The organism is Streptomyces antioxidans (assembly GCF_000968685.2).
GTDB classification, from domain to species: domain Bacteria; phylum Actinomycetota; class Actinomycetes; order Streptomycetales; family Streptomycetaceae; genus Streptomyces; species Streptomyces antioxidans.
Map to the genome: position 1 here is coordinate 1 of NZ_LAKD02000216.1, position 569 is coordinate 569.

The 569-nt window shown below is 69.9% G+C and carries 1 protein-coding gene; it reads right to left on the reverse strand.

Going from position 1 to position 569, the window contains the following annotated elements; genetic code table 11:
- Positions 1-507: AMP-binding protein (locus VT50_RS37785; RefSeq protein ID WP_167396660.1), on the reverse strand; the 507-nt coding region annotated here is incomplete at its 3' end.
- Positions 508-569: the final 62 nt, after the last annotated feature.

The window sequence follows — 569 nt, forward strand, 5'->3', positions numbered from 1 at the left end:
CCGGTCGGCCGTGTCCCTGGTGGCGAGCACCACCTCCGGCTCGGCGTCAGCGAGCATGAAGGCGATGCGAGGCGCGGGATAGCGCGGATCGATCGGTACATACGCCCCACCGGCCTTCACCACCGCGAGCAGCGCCACCACCATCTCCACCGACCGGGGCACGACCAGCCCCACCCGGGACTCCGGACCCACCCCCAGCCCCACCAGGACCCGGGCCAGACGATTCGCCCGCTCATTCACCTCGCCATACGACACCTCACACCCGTCGCATACGACCGCCGCCGCATCCCGATCCCGCCGCACCCGCTCCTCGAACAGCCCCGGCAGAAGCTCATGAGCAGCGCTGTCGTCACCAGGAACGCCACTGCCCCAGCGCGTCAGTCGCTCCCGTTCCACTCCAGTCAACACATCGACCCGCCCGACCAGACAGGCCGGATCAGCCGCGATCACCTCCAGCACCCGCACGAAACGCCCCGCGATCACCTCCACTGCCCGCCGGCCGAACACATCGGGCCGGTATCCCCACCGCACCCGAAGCCGCTCACCCGGAATCACCATCAGCGCCAGGG